Raw genomic sequence first — 21548 nt, 5'->3', positions numbered from 1 at the left:
TTCAAGAGACAACTCACATGACCAATCAAGCCTTCATCTGCGACGCCGTCCGCACCCCCTTCGGCCGCTACGGCGGTTCGCTCAGCAGCGTGCGCACCGACGACCTCGGCGCCGTGCCCCTGCGCGCCCTCATCGAGCGCAACAAGAACGTCGACTGGCAGGCCGTGAGCGACGTGCTCTACGGCTGCGCCAACCAGGCCGGCGAAGACAACCGCAACGTCGCGCGCATGTCGGCGCTGCTCGCGGGCCTGCCGATCGAAGTGGGCGGCGGCACCATCAACCGCCTGTGCGGTTCGGGCCTCGATGCACTGGGCACCGCGGCTCGCGCCATCCGCGCCGGTGAAGCCGGCCTCATGATCGCCGGCGGCGTCGAAAGCATGAGCCGCGCGCCCTTCGTCATGCCCAAGGCCGAGAGCGCCTTCAGCCGCAACAACGCGGTGTACGACACCACCATCGGCTGGCGCTTCGTCAACAAGCTCATGAAGGCGCAGTACGGCGTCGACTCGATGCCCGAGACGGCCGAGAACGTGGCCACCGACTACAAGATCGAGCGCGCAGCGCAAGACCTGATGGCGCTCAACTCGCAGCTGCGCGCCGTCGCTTCGCAGAAGTCCGGCTTCTTCGACGCCGAGATCGTGCCCGTGAGCGTGCCGCAGAAAAAGGGCGACGCCCTCATCGTCAACAAGGACGAACATCCGCGCGACACCACGCTGGAGGCGCTGGCCAAGCTCAAGCCCATCGTGCGTCCCGACGGCACCGTCACCGCCGGCAATGCCAGCGGTGTGAACGACGGCGCCTGCGCGCTGCTGCTGGCCGACGAAGCCAGCGCCGCCAAGCACGGGCTCACGCCGCGCGCCCGCGTGGTCGGCATGGCCACGGCCGGCGTTGCGCCGCGCATCATGGGCATCGGCCCGGCGCCCGCCACGCAGAAGGTGCTGGCGCTCACCGGCCTCACGCTCGACCAGATCGACGTCATCGAACTCAACGAAGCCTTCGCCGCACAAGGCCTCGCCGTGCTGCGCCTGCTGGGCCTGAAGGACGACGACGCGCGCGTGAACATCAACGGCGGCGCCATCGCACTGGGTCACCCGCTCGGCGCCAGCGGCGCACGCCTGGCCACCACCGCGGTGAACCAGCTGCACAAGGGCGGCGGCCGCTACGCGCTGTGCACGATGTGCATCGGCGTGGGGCAGGGCATTGCCGTGATCCTGGAACGCGTCTGATGACGCTCGCCCGACGCGAGCTGCTGCTGGGTCTGCTGGCAGCAGCGGGCCTGCCGGCGCATGCGCAGCAGAGCGATGCCAAGCCGATCCGCATCGTCGTGCCCTTCGCGGCCGGCGGCGGCAACGACGTGTTTGCGCGCCAGATGGCCAAGGGCCTGGGCGAGGTGCGCAAGTCGGGCGTCATCGTCGACAACAAGCCCGGCGCGGGCGGCAACCTCGGCACCGAGCAGGTGGTGCGCAGCACGCCCGACGGCAGCACGCTGCTGCTGGGCCACACGGGCACCGTGTCGATCAACCCGGCGCTGTACAAGGGGCTGAAGTTCGACGCCCGCAAGGACCTCGTGCCCGTGGCCATGTTCGCGTCGTCCGCGCTCGTGCTCGTGGTGCCCGCCGCCTCGAAGGTGCGCAGCGTGGCCGACCTCGTCAAGGAGGCCAAGGTGCGCCCGGGCCTGCTCGACTACGCCTCGAGCGGCAGCGGCACGGGCGGCCACCTCACGGGCGAGCTCTTCGCGCAGCGCACCGGCACGAAGATCAATCACATTCCCTACAAGGGCACCAACCCCGCGCTCACTGACCTCGCGGGCGGCCAGGTGCAGATGATGTTCAGCGTCATCCCGCCCGCGCTCGCGCTGGTCAAGGGCGGGCGCCTGCGCGCCATTGCCGTCACGGGCGCCAAACGCCTGCCGTCGCTGCCCGACGTGCCCACCGTGGCCGAGTCGGGCCTGCGCGAACTCGCGGGCTTCGAGAGCACGCTCACCTACGGCATCCTCGCGCCGCGCGGCACGCCCGACACGTTCGTGAAGACGCTGTCGGCGCAGATGCTGCAGGTGGCGGGCGGCGCCGAGTTCCAGTCGCGCCTGGACGTGGAAGGCGCCGTGCCGCTGCTCGGCGGGCCGGCCGAGTACGCCGCGCTCATCGCGAAGGAAAGCGCGCTGTGGGCCGGCATCGTCAAGGCCTCGGGCGCGTCGGTCGACTGAGCGGCGACGCACCGCTTCCCACCCATCAACGATTCATCAAACCGGAGACTTCCCTCATGTCCTTCTTCCGTTCGTCGCTTTCGCGCTGCGCCATCGCTGCAGCCGTGCTGGCGTTGACTGCCGGCGGCCTGCTGCCGCTGACCGCTTCGGCACAACAGCAGCCTGCCGCCTTCCCGACCAAGCCCGTGCGCATCATCACGCCGTTCCCGGTCGGCGGTGGTCCGGACGGCGTGGCCCGCCTCGTGGCCGACAAGCTCTCGCGCGCCTGGGGCCAGCCGGTGGTGGTCGAGAACCGCCCGGGCGGCAACGGCTTCATCGCCATCGACGCCTTCAAGCGCGGCGCCAAGGACGGCCACGACATCATCGTGCTCGACAACGTGCACCTGGCCGCGTACCCGGCGCTGTTCAAGAAACTGCCCTACGACGCCTCGAAGGACTTCGATGCGCTGCTGCCGCTGTTCAAGACCTACTTCTTCTTCACCGTGGCCACGAACAGCAAGTACAAGACCGTGGGCGACCTCATCGCCGACGCCAAGGCCAACCCCGGCAAGCTCGACTACGGCTCGTGGTCGGTCGGCAACCCGGTGCACCTGGGCTCGGAACTGTTCGAGTCGGCCACCGGCACGCAGATGGAGCACGTGATCTACAAGGAGACCACGCAGCTGTACACCTCGGTCGCCACCGGCGAGCTGGCCTTTGCGCTGGGCAGCAGCGCCACCGCCGGCCCGCTGCAGCGCGCCAACAAGCTGCGCTTCCTGGCGGCTGCCGCGCCCCAGCGCGTGGCCGCCTTCCCCGACGTGCCCACCGTGAGCGAATCGGGCGGCCCGAAGGGCTTCGAGGTCATCGGCTGGAACGCCATCGCCGTGCCCAAGGGCCTGCCGGCTTCGGTCACCGACAAGATCAAGCGCGACATCGAGAAGGGCCTGGCCGAACCCGACGTGCTGGAGAAGTTCAAGAGCTTCGGCTACGAGCCGTTCCCCACCACGCGCCCGCAGTTCGACCAGTTCGTGGCGACCGAAACGAAGCGTTTCACCGACGTGATCCGCAAGGCGAACGTGTCGCTGGACTGACAGCGCGCGCCCAGGGCGCATCCGCAACGAACAAGGCACCCGCGAGGGTGCCTTTTCTTTTGGGCGCTGCGCCCAGGGCGAGAGATTGTGCTGTCCAAAAGTCACATGTTACGTATGGATACGCGACAGGGTAGACCGTCTACCGAAGGGCCTGACAGAGGCGGAGTGGCCCCGTATGGGGCCGGTCGCCCCGTTTCAGGGTAGCCCCTTGCAGGGATACGCGTAACCGGCACCCGTTCTTACATTTTTGACTTGCAAATCCGAAATCGTCGCCGTGGGGAGGAGCAAGCCATTGCTGCTGCACACGGAGGTCCACCTGCTCAGTCAGTGAACGAAGAGGGAGTTGAGTCATGAACAAGATCTTCCGAACCCTGTGGAGTCCCACCGCCGGCACCTGGGTGGCCGCGCCGGAAATCGCGCGCGGCCACGCGCGATCGTGCAGCGGGGGCGGCGTGCGCGCGGTGGCTGCAGCGGCGGCAACGGCGGCGCTGTGGGTCTGCGTCGTGCCGGTGCTCGCGGCCGGCGGTGCGGGTGGCCAGCCGGTCGGTGACGCGTCGCTGAACGCGGGCACGGGCGGCAGCGACGGCACGGGCGGCAGCGGCGGGCTCAACGACACCACGGTCAATGCCTTCGGCGGCGCGGGCGGATCGTCCACGCCGGGCGGCGTCACGGCGGGGGCCAACGCCAGCATCGGCGGCTTCGGCGGTGCCACGCCGGGCACCGGTGGCGCGGCCGGCGCGGCCAGCACGCCCACCGGCCCCGGTGCGTTCCAGGGCGACGCCGGTGGCGCGGGCCAGGCGCAGACCGGCGACCCGGGCAACGGCAACGGCTATGGCGGCGGGGGTGGCGGCGGCTTCCAGGGGATGTCGATCGCCAACAACGTGGCCAATTCGTCCGACAGCTACACCGGCGGCATCGGTGGCGCGGGCGGCAACGGGTACTGGGCAGCGGGTGGTGGCGGCGCGGGCGGCTACGGTTCGATCCTCAGCGGCCCGCTCGGCAGCTACACGGCCACGGGATCTTCCACGGGCGGCGCCGGCGGCAAGGGCGGCGACGCCTTCTCGCAGGGCGGTGGCGGCGGCAGCGGGGGCGGCGGGTTCTACCTGAACGCGACCAACCCGGGGCTCAGCTTCACCAACACCGGTCCCCTCACGGGCGGTGCGGGCGGTGCCGGCGGGGCCGAATTGGCGCCCGCCCGTTCCAACGCCTCGGGCGGCGGTGGCGGCGCAGGGGGCATCGGCGCGACGTTGGCGGGTGTCGCCGTCACCGTCGGCAACTCCGGCGCGATCACGGGCGGTGCCGGGGGCGCGGGCGGCGCGGCCGGCGGCGGTGCGGGCGGCACCGGTTCACCGGGCGCTGGCGGCGACGGCGGGGCGGGCCTCGCATCGACCGGCGCGGGCGCAACCGTCGCCAACACCGGCACCATCGCCGGTGGGGCGGGCGGCGTCGGCGGGGTCAACAGCAACGGCGGACCGAGCGGTGCCAACGGCGTGGGTGGCGTCGGGGTGACGGGCGCGAACCTCGCGCTGACCAACGGCGGAACCATCTCGGGCGGCCTGGGCGGCGACGGCGTCACGCGCGCTGCGGCGGTCGCATTCACGGGCGGCACCAACAGCCTCACGCTGAACACCGGCTCGTCGATGACGGGCGCGATTTCGATCGGCGCGGGCGCCACCGCCAGCCTCATCGCGGGTGCCGGCGGCCTCACCGTCAGCAACGCCTTGCTGCTGGGCGGCACGGGCACCATCGACACCAACGGGAACGCCCTGACGTGGACCGGCGCGATCTCCGGCGCCAGCGATCTCGTGAAGATCGGCGCGGGCGTGCTGACGCTCAGCGGTGCCGACACCCACTCGGGCGCCACCAACGTCGCGGCGGGCACCCTGCGCGCTGGCGCGGCCAACGTGCTCAGCAGCGTGAGCCCCTTCACCGTGGCCACCGGCGCGACGCTCGACCTGGCCGGCAACAGCCAGACCCTCGCGTCGATGGCCCACAGCGGCACCGTCTCGTTGGTGGGCGCGGTGCCGGGCACCACGCTCACCGTCAACGGTCCCTGGGTCGGCAACGGCGGCACGTTGCGACTGGGGACCGCGCTGGGCGGCAGCGCGAGCGCGAGCGACCGGCTCATTCTGAGCGGCGCCACCGCCGTCGCCAGCGGCACGACGAATGTGCAGATCACCAACCTGGGCGGCCTGGGCGCGCTCACCACCGGCAACGGCATCGAAGTGATCAGCGTCCTCAACGGCGCGACCACCACCGCGCAGACGACCAAGAGCGCGTTCGTGCTGGCCGGCACGCATGTCGATGCGGGTGCCTACGAGTACCGGCTGCATGCGGCCGATGCCACCGGCGCGGGCGAGAACTGGTACCTGCGCTCGACCGCTGCGCCCGTGACACCCGTGACGCCTGTCCCGCCCGGCACGCCGCCTGCCGGCGGTGGCGGCTCGGGCACTGGCGGCACCGGCGTCGTGCCCGTGTTCGCCGTGCCCACCTACCGCGCCGAAGTGCCGCTGTACGCCGCGCTGCCCGAGCAGCTGCGCCAGTCCAGCTTCGCGATGCTCGGCAACAGGCGCCTGCGCATGGGCGAGGACCTTGTAGCGGGCGCAAACCCGGCCAAGCCCACGCAGGGCTACCGCGAGGCGTGGGGGCGCATCATCAGCACCGACCGCACCATCGCGCAGGGCGGCACCGTGAGCCCCACGAGCAAGGGGCGCCTCACGGGCTTCCAGGCCGGCACCGACCTGTGGGCCAACCCCGACTGGCACGCGGGCGTGTACGTCGGCCAGCTCGACGGAGACATGCGCGTGAACGGCTTTGCCAGCGGCCTGGCGAACCTCGGCGTGGGCAGCAACAACCAGAAGAGCGAGTACCTGGGCGCCTATGCCACCTGGAAGCACGCCAGCGGCGTGTACGTCGACGGCGTGCTGCAGGCCGGGCGCCACCGCTACACCGCCAGGCCCACGCTGGGCTTCTCCCGGGGCGGCAAGGGCAACAGCCTGCTGGCGTCCATCGAGGTGGGGCAGTCGATTCCCATCGCGCAGAACTGGACCGTCGAGCCGCAGGTGCAATTGGTGCACCAGCGGGTGAGCCTGGGCGACACGGGCATCTCCGGCGCCCTCGTGCAGCAGAACAGCCACAACGGCTGGCGGGCACGCGCCGGCGTGCGCGTGAAGGGCGAGTTCGTCACCAGCGCCGGGGTGCTGCAGCCTTATGTGCGGGTCAATTTCCACCGCAGCAGCCGCGGCACCGACGTCACCCGCTTCGTCGGCCCGGCCGGCTTCACCGACATTGCGACGCGCACCGGCGGCAGCAGCACCGAGCTGGCGGCGGGGGCCACGCTACAGGTGGCCGAGAACACCAGCGTCTATGTGGAGCTGGGCAAGCTGTGGTCGGGCTCCGGCGGCGACTCGCGCATCAAGAGCGGGGTCAATGCGAGCGTCGGCGTGAAGATGCGCTGGTGATCTCGTGAAGGGGCGCGCAAGGGCGGCGTCTACGCATGCCGCCGCGCGGCGGCGTGGAGCGTGTGCACGCGGGCCTCTCCCGGCTGCTGCGCAGGTGATGGCCGCCCCCAACCCTGCGGCAGTTCATGCAGCACGGCGTTCGCATCGAGCGAGCGGATCGCGACCGACGTGTCGGCCGGAATCCGCCCCTGCGCCACCATCGCCTCGTAGCGCAGCGCGCACACGCGCAGGAACGACGCGAAGTTGCCGACCTCGCCGCGCGCCGCCACCAGCTCGTCGTACAGCCGCTCGATGAGCTGCACCACCGCCATGCCGTCGCGCTGCGCGATCTCTTCGAGCACCTGCCAGAACAGGTTCTCGAGCCGGATGCTGGTGACCACGCCGTGCAGGCGCACCGAGCGCGTGCGCGCGTCGTAGCTTTGCGGATCGGCGCTGATGAAGACTTCGCACATGGGCCATCTCCTCGAGAGGCGGAATGAATCGGGGCGACGCGGCACTGTAGCGCCGCCCACGCACTTTCGTCCGATCAGTGTTCGATGCGCGTGCCCAGCACCACCAAAAACTGCGACAGCCACGCCGGATGCGCCGGCCAGGCCGGTGCCGTGACGAGGTTGCGGTCGGTCACGGCCTGGTCGACCGGGATGCCCATGTACTCGGCGCCGGCCAGTTCCACCTCGACCTGGCAGGCTGGGTAGGCCGACACCTTGCGGCCCTTGATGAGGCCCGTGGCCGCGAGCAGTTGCGCGCCGTGGCAGACGGCGGCCACCGGCTTGTCGGTGGCCAGGAAGTGGCGCGCGATCTCGACCACGCGAGGGTGCATGCGCAGGTACTCGGGCGCGCGGCCGCCGGGGATCACGAGCGCGTCGTAGGCCTCGGGGCGCACCTCGTCGAAGCTGGCGTTCAGCGTGAAGCGGTGGCCCGGCTTCTCGCTGTAGGTCTGCGCGCCCTCGAAGTCGTGGATGGCGGTGTGCACCCAGTCGCCGGCCTTCTTGTCGGGCGCCACCGCATGCACGGTGTGGCCGACGGCCAGCAGGGTCTGGAACGGCACCATGGTTTCGTAGTCTTCGGCGTAGTCGCCGCAGAGCATCAGGATCTTGCGAGCCATCGGGTTTGTCTCCTTCGGATGAGGTGTAGCGAAACCGGCCGGCGCAGGGGGCGCGCCGGCCGTCGCCGCATTATTCGAAGGGGGCGGGCGCAGCGGGTAGCAGCGGGCTGTGATGCCGCTGCGGTCGCTATTTGACCGAGCCTGCGGTCAAGCCCTGCACCATGTAGCGCTGCATCCACGCGAACAGGATGGCGACCGGGACCACGGCGCAGATGGCGGCGGCCATCACCAGCTCCCACTGCACCACGTACTGGCCCGCGACCATGTTGGTGACGAGCACGGTCAGCGTCTGCTTTTCCGTGGAGCGGATCAGCGTGTAGACCACCGCGAACTCGTTCCAGGCATTGACGAAGGTGACCAGCGCCGTGACCGCCATGGCCGGCAAGGCCAGCGGCAGGAACACCTTGCAGACCGTGCGCACCGGGCCCGAGCCTTCGAGCCAGGCCGACTCTTCCAGGTCGCGCGGAATGGTCTCGAAGTACGAGGTCATCATCCAGACGGCGAAGGCAATGCCGAAGGCGCCATAGGCCACCACCACGGACAGGCGCGAGTCGGTCATGTTGCCGCCCTCGAACCAGGGCAGACTGGCCGCCATCTTGAACAGGCCCACCACCAGCAGCACGGGCGAGATCATCTGCGTGATGAGCAAAAACTGCCGGTAGCCGCCCTGGCCGCGAAACTTCAGGCGCGCCAACGCATAGGCGGAAGGCACGCTCACGGCAATCGTCAGCACCGTGGCAGAGAGCGACACCAGCAGGCTGTTCAGCAGCGCGCGCCCGAACCCGGTCTGGGTCCACATGGCGGAGAAGTTGCTCCACTGCCACTGCTGGGGCAACCACCGCGCCGGATAGACGTAGATCTCGGACGCCGGCTTGAGCGCCGTGAAGAACATCACCGCGAGCGGAAAGATGACCACGACCACCAGCGGCAGGAGCAGCAGCCAGCACCAGAGGCTGCGCACGAGTTTGTCGGGGCGGATCATGCGGCGGCCTTCGCGGACTGGCGCTTTTGCAGGCGCAGGTAGAACACGGTGAAGGCCAGCAGCAAGGCCAGCATCACGAGCGAGATGGCGGCTGCCTCGCCGGGACGGCCCAGGCGAAAGCCCAGCTGGTACAGCCAGGTGACGAGGATGTGCGTGGCGTTGTCCGGCCCGCCCTGCGTCATGATCCAGATGATGGGGAACGAGTTGAAGACGTAGATCACGTTCAGCACGATCGCCATGTGGATGAAGGGCTTGAGCAGCGGCAGCGTGAGCCGGCGAAACTGCTGCCAGCGCGACGCGCCCTCGATGCCGGCCGCCTCGTAGATGTCCTGCGACACCGACGACAGCCCGCCCAGGAAGATGGTCACGGTGAAGGGAATGGACACCAGGATGCCCACGCCCACCTCGACCCAGAACGCGAGCTGTCCATCGGCCAGCCAGTTGATCGGCTCCTGGATGATCCCGACCATCGCGAGGCTCGCATTGACCATGCCGTACTGGCCATTGAACGACCAGGTCCAGACGATGGCGGTCATGGTCAGCGACACCGCCCAGGGCAGCATCACGATCGTGCGCGCCACGCCCCGGCCATAGAAATCCTGCTGCAGGATGAGCGCGATCGGCACAGCGCACAGCACCGCGCCGCCGACCACGCACACCGTCCATTGCACCGTGCGCCACACCACGTGGACGAACACCGGATCGGTGAACACGGTGCGAAAGTTGTCCAGGCCGTTGAAGGCCCGCAGCAGGCCGAAGCGCGAGATGTCGTGCACCGACTGGAACACCAGGGTGGACAGCGGGTAGGCCAGGATGAAGAGGGTGAGCAACAGGCTCGGCGCAATCAGCCCCCAAGCCAGGGCAGGGCCTCGAACAGGATTCTGCATAGGGCAATTCGATCGGATAGACGTGGTGCGACACGCGGAAAGCTGGCGCAGCCCGGCGGCTGCGCCCCGGGGCTTGCTGGCTTACTTCTTGTTGAGCTTGGTGTTGGCTTCGGCCGCGGCCTTGTCCAGCGCCGCCTTCGGTTCCGCCTTGCCCTGGTAGATGGCCTGCAGCGCGTTGGTGACGGCCTGCGCCGAGTCTTCCCAGCCGGCGACCAGCGGGGCGAAGCGCGCGTTGGGCAGCAGGGTCACGAACTCGGACAGCACCGGGTCGTCCTTGAACACGGGGTCGTTGGCCACCTCGCGCGTCACCGGCATGAAGCCTTCGCCCTGGTCGAACTTCAGCCGCGCGGTTTTCGAGAACATGAAGTTCAGGAATTTCTGGGCGGTTTCCTTGTTCTTCGAGGTCTTGAACATCATGATCGAGTCGGTCACGCCGAAGGTGATGTCCTTGCCGCCATTGGGCACGCCGGTGATGCCGTATTTCAGTTGCGGCGCGTCCTTGGCGATTTCCTTGGCCAGCGGCGGCAGCGAAATGACCATGCCCAGGCGCCCCTGCTTGAACAGGTTGTGCAGGTCGTAGCGCGTGTTGCCGGCCACGCCGGGCTCGGTCAGGCCCTGGTCGATCATGCTTTTGTAGAGCGTGGCGGCTTTCACGCCGGTCGGCGAATTGAAGGCGGCCTTGTTGCCCGCATCCAGCACGTCGCCGCCCATGCTCCACAACGCGTAGTAGAAATAAGTGTCGGTATCCAGGTCCTTGCCCTGGATGCCATAGCCGTAGGCGCCCGTGGCCTTGATCTTTTTCGCGGCGGCAATCACGTCGTCCCAGGTCTTGGGGCCATTGGGAAAGCCTGCCTTGCTCAGCATGTCCTTGTTATAGAACATGGCGCGCACGCTGGCTGCAATAGGCAGCGCATAAGGCTTGCCATTGATATTGCCGGCTTTCAGGAAGGCCGGAATGAATTGGTCCTTGAACGCCGCATTGGCGTAATTGTCGACCGGCTCCACCAGGCCGTCGTTCACGAAATCGCCCACCCAGCGGGTCGCGACGTGGGCCAGGTCGGGCGGGTTGTTGCTGGCGATTTCCGCCTGCAGTTTCTGCTGCATGTTCTCCCAGCTTCCCACCTCGACCTTGACCTTGTCTCCCGGGTTGGCCTTCTCGTAGTCCCGGGCCAGCGCCTCCAGCCAGGGGCGCGTGTTGTTGCTGTAGCTGGACATGGCGATGCGGATATTTCCTGCCTGGGCCGTGAGGGAGGAAAGACCCAGAAGAATTGCGCCTGCCAATAGAGTTGTATTTCGTTTTTTCATATTTAATTCCTCGTGAAGTGATTGAAAATTAATTGAATACACGTCGGGATCTGCTGCGATCAATGCTTTCGCTTTTTTATCTTACGAGTCGGCCGAATGGCGCCATAGATAGAGCTAACCCTCGATTTCTAAAAAACAGAACCCTGCCTGCGAAATATTGAAGGCCAAATTCCGGCGGCGTCCTGTACGCTTCAAAATTCGAGCTCGAATTGCGCGCGGTAATTCATTGCCGCCCGGTCGGGAGAGGTATTGGCAATTCACAGGGCGCATTGCGTGGACACATCAATTTCGACTCCGTCTCCGGTTCATCCCCACGCGCCGTCCCGGCGCGTGACGCTGGTTACGGGCGCCGCGGGCGGCATCGGCCAGGCCCTGTGCCGCCGCGTGCTGCAGGCGGGCGACCGGCTGATCGCGCTGGACCACGACGCGGGCGCGCTGGAAGGCCTGGCGGCCGTGTTGGCCGGGCAGGGCGTGAGCGCCGACGACCTGGCGCGGCTGCATCCTTTGGTGGCGGACGTCACCGACTGCGCAGGCCTGTGCGACAAGGTGGCCACGGCCGTAGCGGCTGTCGGCCCGGTGGACGTGCTGGTGTCGAACGTGGGAGCGGCGCGCGGGCCGACGGTGCGCAAGACCACGCCGCAGGACTGGCAGGCCGACATCCAGCTCAACCTGAATGGCGCGTTCCATTGCGTGGAGGCGGTGCGCCACGCCATGGTCGAGCGCCGCAGCGGGCAGTTGGTGCTGATCGGCTCGGTCAACGCGCTGACCACGCTCGGCCACCCGGCCTACAGCGCGGCCAAGGCCGCCTTGGTCAGCTACACCCGCTCGCTCGCCATGGAGCTGGGCGCCTACGGCATCCGCGCCAACATCGTGCTGCCCGGCACCGTCAAGACGCCCGCCTGGCAGGCGCGCGCCGACAAGAACCCGCAGGTGTTCGAGCAGCTGAAGAAGTGGTACCCGCTGGGCGACTTCGCGACACCCGACGACGTGGCCGATGCCGTGCTGTTCCTGGCGTCGCCTGCCGCGCGCGTCATCACCGGCGTGGCGTTGCCGGTGGACGCGGGCCTCATGGCGGGCATCCTGCCGATGGCCCGTGAAATCACCGTCGAAGACTACTGAGCCAGCGATTCACTTCCACAAAGACAAGGAGACCCCATGGCTCAGGTTCAACTCAAGCAACTGCGCAAGGATTTCGCGGGCGTGCCCGTCGTGCACGGCATCGACCTGGACATTGCCCACGGCGAGTTCGTCGTGCTCGTCGGCCCCTCGGGCTGCGGCAAGTCGACGCTGCTGCGCATGATCGCGGGGCTGGAGCCCATCAGCGGCGGCGAGCTGCGCATCGGCGGCGCACGCGCCAACGACCTGTCGCCGCAAAAGCGCAACATCTCGATGGTGTTCCAGAGCTATGCGCTCTACCCGCACCTGTCGGTCTACGAGAACATCGCCTTCGGCCCGCGCACGCGCGGCGAGGCCGAAAGCGACTTCCGCCCGCGCATCGAAAAGGCCGCCAGCCTGCTCAACCTCACGCCGTACCTGGACCGCCTGCCGCGCGCGCTCTCGGGCGGACAGCGCCAGCGCGTCGCCATGGGCCGCGCCGTGGTGCGCGAGCCCGCGCTGTTCCTCTTCGACGAGCCGCTGTCCAACCTGGATGCGCAGTTGCGCGTGCAGATGCGCGCCGAGATCAAGGCCCTGCACCAGCGCCTGGGCAACACCATGGTCTACGTTACGCACGACCAGGTGGAAGCCATGACCATGGCCGACCGCATCGTCGTGATGCGCGCGGGCCGGGTGGAGCAGGTCGGTGCGCCGCTCGAGCTCTACGACCGCCCGGTCAACCGCTTCGTGGCGGGCTTCATCGGCTCGCCCGCCATGAACTTCACGCAGGGGCAGGTGCATCGCGCACACGGCCGCACCTGGCTCGCGCTGCCCGACGGCCAGAGCTGGGACCTGCCCACGTCCGGGTGCACGCCGCTGCTGGCCGATGGACAGCACGTGCTGCTCGGGTTGCGACCCGAGCACCTGCAGTTGGCCCCGGAAGGCCTGGCGTTGCGCGTGATCCTCACGGAGTCGACGGGCGACAAGACGCAGATCTACGGCACCGTGGCGGGCAGCGAGACGCCCTGGTGCGTGTCCGTGCACGACCGCGTGGCCCTCAAGCCCGGCGACCTCGTGCACCTGCAGGTCCGCGAGGCCGCATCGACCCATTGCTTCGATGCGCAGACCGAGCGCCATGTGGGTGTCGCGGCCCCGGCGCCGGCCGGGTACAGGCCGTCCGCGTCCAGCGTGGACGCGCGGGCCAGCGGCAGCGAGGGCCAGCGCCACGCCGCGTCGATCGCGTATTCGTACGGCTAGGCCATGCGCAACCACTGCATGTCCGAAGTCGAAACGGGCAACCACATCGGCGGGCGCTGGTCGACCACCGTCGACACCCTGCCGGTGGTCAACCCGGCCAGCGGCGAAACCCTCGCCACGGTGCCCCGTTCGGGCCGCGAGACGGCGAACGCGGCGGTCGCCGCCGCCAAGGCCGCGGCCAAGGCGTGGGCTGCTACGCCTGTGTTCGAACGCGCCGCGATGTGCATGGCGATCGCGGCCGAGATCGATGCCGCGCGCGAGGCCCTCGCGCACACGCTGTCGTGCGAGCAGGGCAAGGTCCTGGCCGAGGCGATGGGCGAGGTCGCCAAGGCTGCCGACGGCTTCCGGCTCGCCGCCGAACTCGTCAAGCAGATGGGCGGCAAGACGCTGCCGGCGGAAGACCCGGGCAAGCTCGTCATGACCCTGCGGCAGCCGCGCGGCGTGTATGGCGTCATCACGCCCTGGAACTTCCCGGTCAACATTCCGGTGGAATACCTCGCCCCCGGCATCGCCACCGGCAACACCCTCGTCTGGGTGCCCGCGCCGTCCACCGCGCTCGTGGCCTGCGCGCTGATGGCAGTCATCGAAAAGGCCGGCCTGCCCGCTGGCGTTCTCAACCTGGTGATCGGCGAGGGCGCGACCGTGGGCGATGCGGTGGTGGTGCACCCGGACGTGACCGCCATCGCCTTCACCGGCAGCACCGCGACGGGCCAGCGCATCGCCGAGCGAGGCGCCGGAAAGCCCCTGCTGCTCGAGCTCGGCGGCAATGGCCCCCTGATCGTTTTCGAGGACGCCGACCTCGATGCGGCAGCCGCTGCAGCGGCAGGCGGCGCGTTCTTCAATGCCGGGCAGGTGTGCGCGGCGACAGGGTGCGTGCTGGCCCATGCCAGCGTGATCGACCGCCTCTGCGACAAGCTGGTCGCCAAGGCCGCCGAGCAGGTGCTGGGCGATCCCTTGCATCCCGCGACGACCATGGGGCCGCTCAACAACGCCCAGGTGGCGGCCAAGGTGCGCGCGCATGTGGACGACGCCGTTGAACAGGGTGCGCGCGTGCTGTGCGGCGGCCGGGCGCGTCCGGACCTGGGCAGCGACCTCTTCTTCGAGCCGACCGTGGTGCGCGACGTCACGCCCGCCATGCGGCTGTGCCGCGAAGAAACCTTCGGCCCCGTCGTGCCGGTCATCGCCTTCCAGGACGAAGCGCAAGCCTTGGAGATGGCCCTGCAGAACGATTACGGACTCTCGGTGGGCGTCTTCACGCAAGACATCGGCCGCGGCATCGCCATGGCCAAGGCGATTCCCGCCGGCATCGTCAACATCAACGCGGGCACCACCTGGTGGGAAATCCACCTGCCCTTCGGCGGCGGCTCTGGCAAGAAAAGCGGCATCGGCCGGCTGGGCGGCATGCACACGCTGGAGGCGATGACCGAGATCAAGATGATCACGGTCACGCTGCCGGGTTGAACCTTTCGATGCCGACGATCCCGCGCGCCGGAACTATTCCGGCTTTCCCCTGGCGGGCGTGCGAGCGGCGGTGGCGCGCCCCGGCTTCACGGGCCGCTGCCACCCCTGCATGTAGGCGATCAGCGACTGCGACAGGTGATTGGCCGCAAGCGACAGCCGCCGGGAATAGCTCGCCACCAGCGTGGCGCGCGCCGAGCGCAGCGACGCATCGGTGAGCGGAATGGCCACCACCTTGCCGGCCTCGATCAGCGGCGCGACCACGTCGCTCGGCTGGAAGGTGATGAGGTCTGACTCCGCGACCAGCCGGCTCGCGAAGGACAGCGAATTCGTCTCGACCGCGATGTTCAGTTTGAACTTGCCTTTGGAGCTGACGCGGTCGACCAGCTGGCGCAGGCCGAAAGAACGGTCGGGCAACGCCAGGGGCGCGTCGGCGACTTCCGCGAGCGAGCAGCTGCGCTGTTGTGCGAGCGGGTGCTGCGTCGAAGCGATCACGCACAGGGGCTGCTCGATCTTCTGCAGCTCGATGAGGTCGGGGCGCGGCGAGGCGCCGAACAGAATGCCCAGGTCGTACTTGTGCTCCGCCACCGACTCGCCCACCGCATGCGACCCCATGAGATCGAGCGAGAAGGTGATGCCCGGGTGCGTGCGGATGAAGTTCGGCATGAAGCTGGTGAGCAGCCCGTGCAGGATGCCTTCCACGCACCCCACCCGCACGTGGCCCTTGGCCAGCGTCTCGTACTCGTGGATCTGGCCCTTCAGGTCGGCCAGCTGCGTCTTGTTGTCCTGCGCATAGCGCAGCAGCAGTTCGCCGGCCGCGGTCAGTGCCATGCCCCGTGCATGGCGCTCGAAGACGGGCACGCCCAGTTCGTCTTCCAGCAGCGCGATCTGCCGGCTCACGGCGCTCTGGGCGACGAAGAGCTTTTCCGCCGCCACGCGTACCGAGCCGAAGGCCGCGACCTCGTAGAAGTACCGAAGGGTTGTGGATTCGATCATGCGTGCACTCTACGGGATGGCAGGGACGGGGCGCGGCGATGTTCAGTTCGCGGCGCGTGGCTGCCGTGTCAGCATGCGCCCCGCGCGCGCGAGCACCCGCGCCTCGTTCGCACCGCGGTACGCGAGCACGCCGTTCACGAACACGCGTTCGATCCCTTCGCTCACGCCCAGCGGCTGGTCGTAGGTCGCGGTGTCGGTGATGGTCTCGGGGTCGAACACCACCACGTCTGCCATCGTGCCGACGCGCAGCAGGCCGCGGTCCGCGATGCGCAGGTTGCGCGCCGTCATGCCCGTCATCTTGTGCACCGCCTGCTCCAGCGTGAACAGCTTGCGCTGGCGCCAGTAGCGCGCGAACACGCGCGGAAACGCACCCCACAGCCGCGGGTGCGGATGCCGGTCGTGCGGCAGGCCGTCGCTGCCGATCATGCAGCGCGGATGCGCGATGACGCGCTCCACGTCTTCTTCCTGCATCAGGAAATAGCACGCACCGCCGGGCTTCAGGCGCAGGCTGGCCTCCTTCTCCGTCGTGCCCCATTCGCGCGCGATGTCGGAGATCAGGCGCCCGGTCATCTCCGGGTGGGGCTCGGACCAGGTCAGCAGCACGTCGATGACGCCGTCCACCATGTCCTCGCGCAATACGGTGGAACCGGCCACGTAGGGGTAGACGTCCATCGCGATCTCCTGGCGCTGCGACAGGGCATCGATCAGCGGCAGGGTCTCCTTGGTGCGGCCCCAGTTGGCGGGGCTTGCGCACTTGTGGTGCGAGATGATCAAGGGCACGCCGGCCTCGAACGCCGACTCACCGGCCTCGTGCATCGCCTCGATGATCTGCTGCATCTCGCTGCGCAGGTGCGTGGCGTAGACGCCGCCATGGCGCGCCACGACGCGCGCGAGCGCGGTGACCTCCTCGGCCGGCGCGGCAAAGGCTTCTTCATAGAAAAGGCCCGATGACAGGCCGTGCGCGCCGGCGGCCATGCAGTCGTCGAGCAGTGCGGCCATGTGTGCCAGTTCATCGCCGTTCGCCGGGCGGTCGAGCGTCTGCATCGCCGCGAAGCGCAGCGTGGTGTGACCGACCAGCGCGGCCACATTGAGCGCAGGCTGCGTCGCATCGACCGCGGCGCGGTACTCGGCCATGGTCGCGTGCTTGAACGAGTCGGCGCCCAGCAGCGTGAGCGGCGGCTTCGACTGCGGCGTGCGGTACGGCGCGAGCGAGATGCCGCAGTTGCCCGTGACCACCGTCGTGATGCCCTGCGACACCTTGGGCAGGCACAACGGATCGCGCAGCACGATGGCGTCGTCGTGCGTGTGCGCGTCGATGAAGCCGGGCGCGATCACCTTGCCGCGGCAGTCGACCACGTCGACGTCGGCGATGTTCAACCCTGCAGGCAGGCGCGTGCGCAGGCCTTCGCCCAGCGCCAGGATGCGGTCACCCTGCAGCAGCACGTCGCCGGGCCACGAGGGGCCGCCCGAGCCGTCGACCACGAGGCCGCCTTCGAGCAGCGTCGCGCTGTTCTTCTGTGTGTTCATGGGGAAGGCGTTGTCTTGCTTAGAAGTGAATCACGACCGCATCGCTCACGCGGTAGTCGTTCTCGACCACGGGCATCCAGTGCCACTTGTCGAAGGTGGTGCAGGGGTGCGAGATGCCAAGGCCGACACGGTCGCCGACGACAGGTGCCTGCGCTTCGTCATTCGCGTCCCAGCGCAGGTAAGCATGCTGGTCGTTCAGTGCCGTGATCTTCCAGCTGGCGGGCACCGCATGCGACTGCAATGCACCGCGTGCTGCGAGCGCAATGGGAATGGGCATCGACATGTCGAAAGAGACATCGCGCTTGCCGACTGAAAGGATCGCCAGGCCGGGCTCGGGCCGCGACTGCACGTTGGCCCAGACCTCCATCGCCGGCGTCAGCCCTTCGCCGCACTCGCAACCCATGCGCTCATCCGCCACATTCACCATGCGCTTGTAGAAGCCATGGTCGTGCGTGACGTAGCAGCCCGAGCGCAGCAGGCCACGCACCGGCGAACCCAGGGCAGGCTTGAGGCGCCCGGCCACGAGATCGAAGATGGCCGAGCCACCGGCCGAGACCAGCACCTCGTTGGTCTCGAAGAGCTGCTGCGTGTCGCAGTGGCGGGCCACGGCTTCGATCCGGTCCATCAGGGCCTTGGCGAAGGCGGTGTCCTGTTCGGTGGACCCGGTGGCATTCAGGCCTTCGTAGCTCTCGATGCCCACCAGCTTCGCAGCGCTGCTGGCACGCACCGCACTGGCCACGGCGACCGCTTCCGCATGCGTGCGGCAACCGGTACGTCCGCCGTCGATGCCGATCTCGAGCATGACTTCGAAAGGCACGCTGGCGGGATGGCGCTTCGACCAGTCTTCGACGAGCGCCAGCTGCGCAATCGAATCGACGAGGAAGACGACGCGCAGGTCCGCATGGTCGGCCAGCAGCAGCTGGATGCCCGCGAGGTCTTCGTCGCTCACGACCTGGTTGGCGATCAGCGTGCGGCGCGCGCCGGCAGCCACGCCCACGGCCAGCTGCGTGACGGTGGCAAAGGTCAGGCCCCAGGCGCCGGCGTCGAGCTGGCGCTGGAACAGCTGCGGCGACATGGTGGTCTTGCCGTGCGGTGCGAGGTCGATGCCCCATTCGCGCACGCGCGCCTGCATCCATTGGAGGTTGTGTTCCAGCGCCTCGCGCTTGAGCACGGCCAGCGGCAGCGGCAGGTCGCCGGCCAGCACGTTCCAGCCGGCGGCGCCGACCTCGCTGCGCAGGCGCGGCGGCTGGGTGCGCGGGTAGCCCTTGAAACGGTCGCTCAGCAGCGGGTCGATGAAGTCGTGAGTCGAGGAAGAAATGTCGGTCATGGTCGTGCAACGGCGGTGTTGGAGAGCAGTTCTTTGCGGATGCAGGCGCTGTAGTGTCCTGCGGAAATCTCCTCGAGCGGCGGCACCGTCTGCGCACAGGCCTCGATGGCATGCGGGCAGCGCGTGCGGAACACGCAGCCCGAGGGCGGCGAGATCGGGCTGGGAATGTCGCCCTTCAGGGCAATGCGCTCGGTGGCCATCTCGGGATCAGGCTTCGGGCTCGCGGCCAGCAGCGCCTGGGTATAGGGGTGCAAGGGGTTCGCGAACAGCTCCTCGGTGGTGGCGACTTCCATCACCTTGCCCAAGTACAGCACCACCACGCGGTCGCACAAATACTCGACCACGTCGAGGTCGTGCGAGATGAAGAGCATGGTCAGGCCCAGGCGCTCGCGCAGGTCCGCCAGCAGGTTGATCACCTGCGATTGAATCGACACGTCCAGCGCCGACAGCGGCTCGTCGGCCACGATGAACTCGGGCTCCACGGCCAGCGCGCGCGCCACGCCGATGCGCTGGCGCTGGCCGCCCGAGAACTCGTGCGGGAAGCGGCTGGCGTGTTCGGGGCGCAGGCCCACCGTTTCCAGCAGCTCGGCGATGCGCTTGTCGCGCGCGGCCGCGCCCTTGTGCAGGCCGTGCGTGGACAGCGCCTCGCCCAGGATGGCGCTGATGCGCATCTTCGGGTTCAGGCTGGCGTACGGGTCCTGGAAGATGATCTGCAGCTTGCTGCGCAGCTTGCGCATGCGCTCGCCCGAGACCGCCGATGTCGTCGCCCCGGTACAGCACCTGGCCCTCGGTGCGCTCGACCAGGCGCAGCACGGTGCGCCCGATGGTGCTCTTGCCCGAGCCCGATTCGCCGACCAGGCCGAGGGTCTCGCCGGGGTGGATCGCGAAGGACACGTCGTCCACCGCGCGCACAGGGCGCTCGCTGCTGCCGAAGTATTTTTTAAGCCCTCGGACTTCGATGAGGGGCGGGGAAGAAGGAGGAGAGGAAACAGAAACAGCGGTCATGCGACCCTCGCGAGTTGGGCATCGGGCTGCACGCGCACGCAGCGCGCCTGACGGTCTTGCCGGATGTCGATGAGCGGCGGCATGGCGCTGCGGCATTCGGGTAACGCCTGGTCGCAGCGCGGCTCGAAAGCACAGCCCGGCGGCGGCGCCAACGGGCTCGACACCTGCCCGCGAATGGCGAACAGACGCTTGGGCTTGGGCTGCCCCGGCAGGCGCGCCTTGCCCGGCAGGCAGGCCAGCAGGCCCTGCGTGTACGGATGCTCGGGCTGCGCAAAGAGCGGGCGCACCGGCGCACGCTCGACCACGCGGCCCGAGTACATGACCACCACGTCGTCGGCATGGTGCGCCACCACGCCCAGGTTGTGCGTGATGAACAGGATGCTCATGCCGGTCTCGGCCTGCAGCCGGCGCATGAGCTCCAGGATCTGCGCCTGGATGGTCACGTCCAGCGCGGTGGTGGGCTCGTCGGCGATCAGGAGCGTCGGGTCGCAGGCCATGGCCAGCGCAATCATCACGCGCTGGCGCATGCCGCCCGAGAGCTGGTGCGGGTACTCGTGGATGCGTTGGGCCGCAGCCGGAATCTCCACCAGCTCGAGCATGCGCAGCGCATGGGCCAAGGCCGCCTTGCGGTCCAGCCCCTTGTGCAGGCGCACGCTCTCGGCAATCTGCTCGCCGATGGTGAACACCGGGTTCAGGCTGGTCATGGGCTCCTGGAAGATCATCGACAGCTGGTTGCCGCGCAGCGAGCGCATCTCGCGCTCGCCGATCTGCAGCAGGTCGAGCGTCTTGCCTTCGCGGGTGACGAAGGAAGCCGATCCGCTGACCTGCGCGTTGGCGGTCTTGGGCAACAGGCGCATCAGCGTGAGGCTGGTGACCGACTTGCCCGAGCCCGACTCGCCCACCAGCGCGGTGGTCTTGCCGGGCTGGATGGCAAAGCTCACGTCGGCCACTGAACGGATCAATCCGTCTTCAGTGGGGAAGCTGGTGCTCAGGTTGGTGACCGTGAGGCGTGGGGTGGTGTTCGCGGTGTTCATCACGAGGTCTTCTTGAGCTTCGGATCGAGCAGGTCACGCACGCCGTCACCGAGCAGTTGCAGCGACAGCGCCGTGAAGATGATCGCCAGCCCCGGGAACAGCACGACCCAGAAAGCCTGGTGCGCGTACTGCTGGCTGCCCGCGACCATGGTGCCCCAGGTGGGGATCTCGGGCGGCACGCCCACGCCCAGGAACGAGAGGCCCGCCTCGGCCAGGATCGCGTAGGCAAAGATGAACGACACCTGCACGAGGATCGGCGACATCAGGTTCGGCAGGATGTGGCGCCACAGGATGCGCGAGGTGCGCACGCCCAAAGCGCGCACGGCTTCGACGAACAGCAGTTCGCGCACCACCAAGGTCGAGGCCCGCACCACCCGCGCCACGCGGGGTGTGTAGACCAGCACCAGCGCGAGCACGGTGTTCATCAGCGACGGTCCCAGGATGGCCACCAGCGCGATGGCCAGCAGGATGTCGGGGAAGGACATCATGGCGTCGACCACGCGCATCAGGGGTGCATCGAGGCGGCGGAAGAACCCGGCCATGAGGCCCAGCACGGTGCCGGCGATGACCGCGCCCAGTGCGGTGAGTGCCGCAATGGCCAGCGAGTAGCGTGCGCCGTGCACGATGCGCGCATACATGTCGCGCCCGAGTTCGTCGGTTCCGAGCAGGTGTTCGGCACTGGGCGCCTTCAGGCGCTGCAGCACCGCTGTGTCGTTGGGATCGGCGGACGCGAAAAGCGGCGCACCGACAGCGAGCACGGCAATCACCAGCAGCACCAGGGCGGAGACCATCACGATGCGGCGGTGCATCAGCTGGCGGAGCATTCGAGGCATGCGCAT

The 21548-nt window shown here is 68.5% G+C and carries 17 protein-coding genes and 1 pseudogene; 7 read left to right on the top strand and 11 right to left on the bottom strand.

Features of this window, described 5'->3' with window-relative positions; genetic code table 11:
* The first annotated feature begins 17 nt into the window (after positions 1 to 17).
* From pcaF to FFI97_RS20255, 4 genes are all read left to right on the top strand, one after another.
* Complete coding sequence (gene pcaF, locus FFI97_RS20270; protein WP_139704864.1) at positions 18 to 1223, top strand: 3-oxoadipyl-CoA thiolase; 1206 nt, start codon at positions 18 to 20, stop codon at positions 1221 to 1223.
* Positions 1223 to 2200: a Bug family tripartite tricarboxylate transporter substrate binding protein gene (locus FFI97_RS20265; RefSeq protein ID WP_139704861.1), complete on the top strand. Its 978-nt coding sequence runs from the start codon at positions 1223 to 1225 to the stop codon at positions 2198 to 2200. Before pcaF ends, FFI97_RS20265 begins: the two co-directional genes overlap by 1 nt.
* 56 nt (positions 2201 to 2256) lie before the next feature.
* Entirely contained in the window at positions 2257 to 3270 is a 1014-nt protein-coding gene (locus FFI97_RS20260) for a Bug family tripartite tricarboxylate transporter substrate binding protein (RefSeq protein WP_139704859.1), read from the top strand.
* A 350-nt stretch (positions 3271 to 3620) separates the two neighbouring features.
* Positions 3621 to 6731, top strand: a complete 3111-nt coding sequence (locus FFI97_RS20255) for an autotransporter outer membrane beta-barrel domain-containing protein (RefSeq protein ID WP_139704856.1) — start codon at positions 3621 to 3623, stop codon at positions 6729 to 6731.
* 29 nt (positions 6732 to 6760) lie between these two features.
* Here FFI97_RS20255 and FFI97_RS20250 read toward each other — a convergent pair whose 3' ends face one another.
* The 5 genes from FFI97_RS20250 to FFI97_RS20230 form a co-directional block, all read right to left on the bottom strand.
* Positions 6761 to 7183 (bottom strand): ribbon-helix-helix domain-containing protein, encoded by a 423-nt coding sequence (locus FFI97_RS20250; protein WP_139704854.1) that lies wholly within the window; start codon positions 7181 to 7183, stop codon positions 6761 to 6763.
* 74 nt (positions 7184 to 7257) lie between these two features.
* Positions 7258 to 7836, bottom strand: coding sequence for a DJ-1/PfpI family protein (locus tag FFI97_RS20245; protein WP_139704853.1), 579 nt, complete (start codon positions 7834 to 7836; stop codon positions 7258 to 7260).
* Positions 7837 to 7963: 127 nt separating this feature from the next.
* A complete protein-coding gene (locus FFI97_RS20240; protein ID WP_139704851.1) occupies positions 7964 to 8818 on the bottom strand; it encodes a carbohydrate ABC transporter permease in 855 nt (284 codons plus the stop codon).
* A complete protein-coding gene (locus FFI97_RS20235) occupies positions 8815 to 9705 on the bottom strand; it encodes a carbohydrate ABC transporter permease (RefSeq protein ID WP_139704849.1) in 891 nt (296 codons plus the stop codon). The genes FFI97_RS20240 and FFI97_RS20235 overlap by 4 nt, the downstream gene beginning before the upstream one ends.
* An 81-nt stretch (positions 9706 to 9786) precedes the next feature.
* Positions 9787 to 11010 (bottom strand): ABC transporter substrate-binding protein, encoded by a 1224-nt coding sequence (locus tag FFI97_RS20230; RefSeq protein ID WP_139704900.1) that lies wholly within the window; start codon positions 11008 to 11010, stop codon positions 9787 to 9789.
* A 330-nt stretch (positions 11011 to 11340) separates the two neighbouring features.
* Between FFI97_RS20230 and FFI97_RS20225 the strand changes: the two genes are divergently transcribed.
* Genes FFI97_RS20225 through FFI97_RS20215 form a run of 3 tightly spaced genes read left to right on the top strand, consistent with a single transcriptional unit; the run spans position 11341 to position 14823 of the window.
* Positions 11341 to 12129 carry an SDR family oxidoreductase gene (locus FFI97_RS20225; RefSeq protein WP_370681988.1) on the top strand — a complete coding sequence of 263 codons (789 nt, stop codon included), beginning with the start codon at positions 11341 to 11343 and terminating at the stop codon, positions 12127 to 12129.
* 36 nt (positions 12130 to 12165) lie between these two features.
* Positions 12166 to 13362, top strand: a complete 1197-nt coding sequence (locus tag FFI97_RS20220) for an ABC transporter ATP-binding protein (RefSeq protein ID WP_139704847.1) — start codon at positions 12166 to 12168, stop codon at positions 13360 to 13362.
* An 18-nt stretch (positions 13363 to 13380) separates the two neighbouring features.
* A complete protein-coding gene (locus tag FFI97_RS20215; RefSeq protein ID WP_221937701.1) occupies positions 13381 to 14823 on the top strand; it encodes an aldehyde dehydrogenase family protein in 1443 nt (480 codons plus the stop codon).
* A 33-nt stretch (positions 14824 to 14856) separates the two neighbouring features.
* On the opposite strand, the gene FFI97_RS20210 is transcribed toward FFI97_RS20215, so the two are convergent.
* The 6 genes and pseudogenes from FFI97_RS20210 to FFI97_RS20185 all read right to left on the bottom strand — a co-directional run bounded on the left by FFI97_RS20210 (position 14857) and on the right by FFI97_RS20185 (position 21548).
* The gene (locus FFI97_RS20210; RefSeq protein WP_139704844.1) at positions 14857 to 15816 is read right to left on the bottom strand and encodes a LysR family transcriptional regulator; all 960 of its coding nucleotides are present in this window, start codon (positions 15814 to 15816) and stop codon (positions 14857 to 14859) included.
* Positions 15817 to 15858: 42 nt separating this feature from the next.
* The gene (locus FFI97_RS20205) at positions 15859 to 17343 is read right to left on the bottom strand and encodes an N-acyl-D-amino-acid deacylase family protein (RefSeq protein ID WP_144004493.1); all 1485 of its coding nucleotides are present in this window, start codon (positions 17341 to 17343) and stop codon (positions 15859 to 15861) included.
* Positions 17344 to 17362: 19 nt separating this feature from the next.
* Positions 17363 to 18670 carry an alanine racemase gene (locus FFI97_RS20200; protein ID WP_139706959.1) on the bottom strand — a complete coding sequence of 436 codons (1308 nt, stop codon included), beginning with the start codon at positions 18668 to 18670 and terminating at the stop codon, positions 17363 to 17365.
* Positions 18667 to 19675: pseudogene (locus FFI97_RS20195) on the bottom strand (ABC transporter ATP-binding protein). The gene FFI97_RS20200 and the pseudogene FFI97_RS20195 overlap by 4 nt, the downstream one beginning before the upstream one ends.
* Complete coding sequence (locus tag FFI97_RS20190; protein ID WP_144004492.1) at positions 19672 to 20709, bottom strand: ABC transporter ATP-binding protein; 1038 nt, start codon at positions 20707 to 20709, stop codon at positions 19672 to 19674. The pseudogene FFI97_RS20195 and the gene FFI97_RS20190 overlap by 4 nt, the downstream one beginning before the upstream one ends.
* Positions 20709 to 21548, bottom strand: a complete 840-nt coding sequence (locus FFI97_RS20185) for an ABC transporter permease (protein WP_062482920.1) — start codon at positions 21546 to 21548, stop codon at positions 20709 to 20711. The genes FFI97_RS20190 and FFI97_RS20185 overlap by 1 nt, the downstream gene beginning before the upstream one ends.

It is taken from the genome of Variovorax sp. KBS0712 (genome assembly GCF_006323185.2).
GTDB classification, from domain to species: Bacteria; Pseudomonadota; Gammaproteobacteria; order Burkholderiales; family Burkholderiaceae_C; genus Variovorax; species Variovorax boronicumulans.
The sequence above is the reverse complement of the archived record's forward strand: the minus strand, read 5'-3'. Positions and strand labels throughout refer to the sequence as shown.

Coding starts and splice junctions, on each gene's coding strand:
- FFI97_RS20205 (WP_144004493.1), bottom strand. CDS start 17,343: ATGAACACACAGAAGAACAGCGCGACGCTGCTCGAAGGCGGCCTCGTG.
- FFI97_RS20210 (WP_139704844.1), bottom strand. CDS start 15,816: ATGATCGAATCCACAACCCTTCGGTACTTCTACGAGGTCGCGGCCTTC.
- FFI97_RS20245 (WP_139704853.1), bottom strand. CDS start 7,836: ATGGCTCGCAAGATCCTGATGCTCTGCGGCGACTACGCCGAAGACTAC.
- FFI97_RS20185 (WP_062482920.1), bottom strand. CDS start 21,548: ATGCGCATGCCTCGAATGCTCCGCCAGCTGATGCACCGCCGCATCGTG.
- FFI97_RS20200 (WP_139706959.1), bottom strand. CDS start 18,670: ATGACCGACATTTCTTCCTCGACTCACGACTTCATCGACCCGCTGCTG.
- FFI97_RS20190 (WP_144004492.1), bottom strand. CDS start 20,709: ATGAACACCGCGAACACCACCCCACGCCTCACGGTCACCAACCTGAGC.
- pcaF (WP_139704864.1), top strand. CDS start 18: ATGACCAATCAAGCCTTCATCTGCGACGCCGTCCGCACCCCCTTCGGC.
- FFI97_RS20255 (WP_139704856.1), top strand. CDS start 3,621: ATGAACAAGATCTTCCGAACCCTGTGGAGTCCCACCGCCGGCACCTGG.
- FFI97_RS20250 (WP_139704854.1), bottom strand. CDS start 7,183: ATGTGCGAAGTCTTCATCAGCGCCGATCCGCAAAGCTACGACGCGCGC.
- FFI97_RS20220 (WP_139704847.1), top strand. CDS start 12,166: ATGGCTCAGGTTCAACTCAAGCAACTGCGCAAGGATTTCGCGGGCGTG.
- FFI97_RS20235 (WP_139704849.1), bottom strand. CDS start 9,705: ATGCAGAATCCTGTTCGAGGCCCTGCCCTGGCTTGGGGGCTGATTGCG.
- FFI97_RS20230 (WP_139704900.1), bottom strand. CDS start 11,010: ATGAAAAAACGAAATACAACTCTATTGGCAGGCGCAATTCTTCTGGGT.
- FFI97_RS20240 (WP_139704851.1), bottom strand. CDS start 8,818: ATGATCCGCCCCGACAAACTCGTGCGCAGCCTCTGGTGCTGGCTGCTG.
- FFI97_RS20215 (WP_221937701.1), top strand. CDS start 13,381: ATGTCCGAAGTCGAAACGGGCAACCACATCGGCGGGCGCTGGTCGACC.
- FFI97_RS20265 (WP_139704861.1), top strand. CDS start 1,223: ATGACGCTCGCCCGACGCGAGCTGCTGCTGGGTCTGCTGGCAGCAGCG.
- FFI97_RS20260 (WP_139704859.1), top strand. CDS start 2,257: ATGTCCTTCTTCCGTTCGTCGCTTTCGCGCTGCGCCATCGCTGCAGCC.